This window comes from Aureimonas sp. AU4, assembly GCF_001463765.1.
In the GTDB taxonomy this organism is placed as follows: Bacteria; Pseudomonadota; Alphaproteobacteria; order Rhizobiales; family Rhizobiaceae; genus Aureimonas.
Window position 1 is genome coordinate 1 of sequence record NZ_BBWK01000106.1, and the last position, 1,455, is coordinate 1,455.

Genomic DNA, 1,455 nt, shown 5'->3' on the forward strand with positions numbered 1-1,455 from the left:
TTCAGCCGCCGGACCTCCGACACGTCGAGGCCGCCGAACTTGGCCTTCCATTTGTAGAACGTCGCCGAGCTGACGCCGTGTCTCCGGCAGACCTCGGCCGTCGCAACACCCGCCTCCTGCTCCCGCAGCATCGCAATGATCTGCTCTTCCGTGAACCGTGACTTCTTCATCCGTCCGTCCCTCGTCGTTGGGCGGACTCTAGCCATCCGTGGCTGAAATTCAGGGGGTCACGTCAAAGAAGACGTCGGGCAGCGGTCCATCCGCAATCCATCTTTCCTCCCAACTGGCCCGACAGGTCGAACGCCTACGCATTTGCCTACGTAGTCGATTCACGACTGCGCAACGCTCGTCTCATATCGTGGCATACGTTCTCTCTAGATCGGATTGAGCGATATGTTTGATGGCAAGGTCGACTGGCTCGCCCACCTGCGCACGATCATCGTGGGCGCCATCGGCGCCTGGCTGGCCTGGGTCAGCGGCTTTGCCGGATGGTATGGCGCAACCGCAATCCAGCTTCTGAACTGAGCCGATGCCCGCCATGGTCGCGGCTGACGGTTGCTCCCGTGCGGCCAGGATCGTCTCAGCGGATCGCTTCCAGGCCGGTACGTGGTTCACTCACCGGTCTGCATCAGGGCGCCAACCAAATTTGATCGCAAGCCACGCTTCACCCCCTTGCAACAACCCAATGGTGCAACTGCGTCATCGGCCGTTCGGCAGGTGGAAGTAGGTACTCAGGTCCCGGAAGAAGGCGGTCGGCGTGACGCCGAGGATCGCTGCAATCCGGTAAAGCGTCGAGACGCTGACGCGGTTGATGCCCTTCTCGTACTTCTGGATCTGCTGATAGGACACGCCGAGCCGGCGCCCCAGTTCGTCGAGTGTCAGGCCCTTGGCCAGACGCCGGGTGCGAATGATGCGCCCGACCTGCACGTCGATGGGATCGGGGGAGAGCATGGCTCGTCTCCTCGGCTTGGGTGGAACGGAAGGGTGATGATGCTGGATGGGTGCCTTCCACGCTCGGGGCGCGGTCGTCGCCTTGCGGTGCTGCCCGGCCCTACTTCGCGCTGGCCCGGCGCCGCCTACTCGCAGCGGATCGTCGGCTGGGCCTGGTAGGTCCCGGCCGTGAAGACGCCCGCCGTCTTCGTGGCGCTCAAGCTGAGGTCGATGTTCTGCGTTCCAAGCAGGACCACCGCCGACAGAAGGTCGAGCAGCGATGCGCCGCCTTGGGGCTGCATTCGCCCCGTGAACTGGACGCTCGCGTCGGCGCCCGCCGGAGCGAACGCAAAGTTTGTCGGCGGGACATACGTCACGCGGAAGCAGTTGACCTGAACCAGAAGGCTGCACGTCGACTGCGGGACGCCGCCGTTCAGGAGCGTCGTGACGCTGACCCGGGCGGCCTGGCCGCCGGCGTTGGTCGAGGACAGCGACCTGAGGTCCGTCGAGGCCGTCAGCGTTCCT

Annotated in this window: 4 protein-coding genes; 1 reads left to right on the forward strand and 3 read right to left on the reverse strand. The window is 64.4% G+C overall.

Annotation, left to right across the window (positions count from 1 at the left end):
* Positions 1–170 (reverse strand): transposase (locus AUL35_RS21175; RefSeq protein WP_156418145.1); only part of this gene is annotated, 170 nt, incomplete at its 3' end.
* A 223-nt stretch (positions 171–393) separates the two neighbouring features.
* Here AUL35_RS21175 and AUL35_RS23125 point away from each other — a divergent pair.
* Positions 394–525, forward strand: a complete 132-nt coding sequence (locus tag AUL35_RS23125; protein ID WP_280137368.1) for a hypothetical protein — start codon at positions 394–396, stop codon at positions 523–525.
* A gap of 174 nt (positions 526–699) precedes the next feature.
* Here the strand turns inward: AUL35_RS23125 and AUL35_RS21180 are convergent, their stop codons facing one another.
* Positions 700–951 carry a helix-turn-helix domain-containing protein gene (locus AUL35_RS21180; RefSeq protein ID WP_062018560.1) on the reverse strand — a complete coding sequence of 84 codons (252 nt, stop codon included), beginning with the start codon at positions 949–951 and terminating at the stop codon, positions 700–702.
* Positions 952–1,076: 125 nt separating this feature from the next.
* On the reverse strand, positions 1,077–1,455 hold a 379-nt coding region (locus AUL35_RS22710; RefSeq protein WP_062018561.1), incomplete at its 5' end, for a hypothetical protein.

Bases quoted from the DNA above. Each gene is read 5' to 3' on its own strand.
- AUL35_RS23125 (WP_280137368.1), top strand. From the start codon at position 394: ATGTTTGATGGCAAGGTCGACTGGCTCGCCCACCTGCGCACGATCATC.
- AUL35_RS21180 (WP_062018560.1), bottom strand. From the start codon at position 951: ATGCTCTCCCCCGATCCCATCGACGTGCAGGTCGGGCGCATCATTCGC.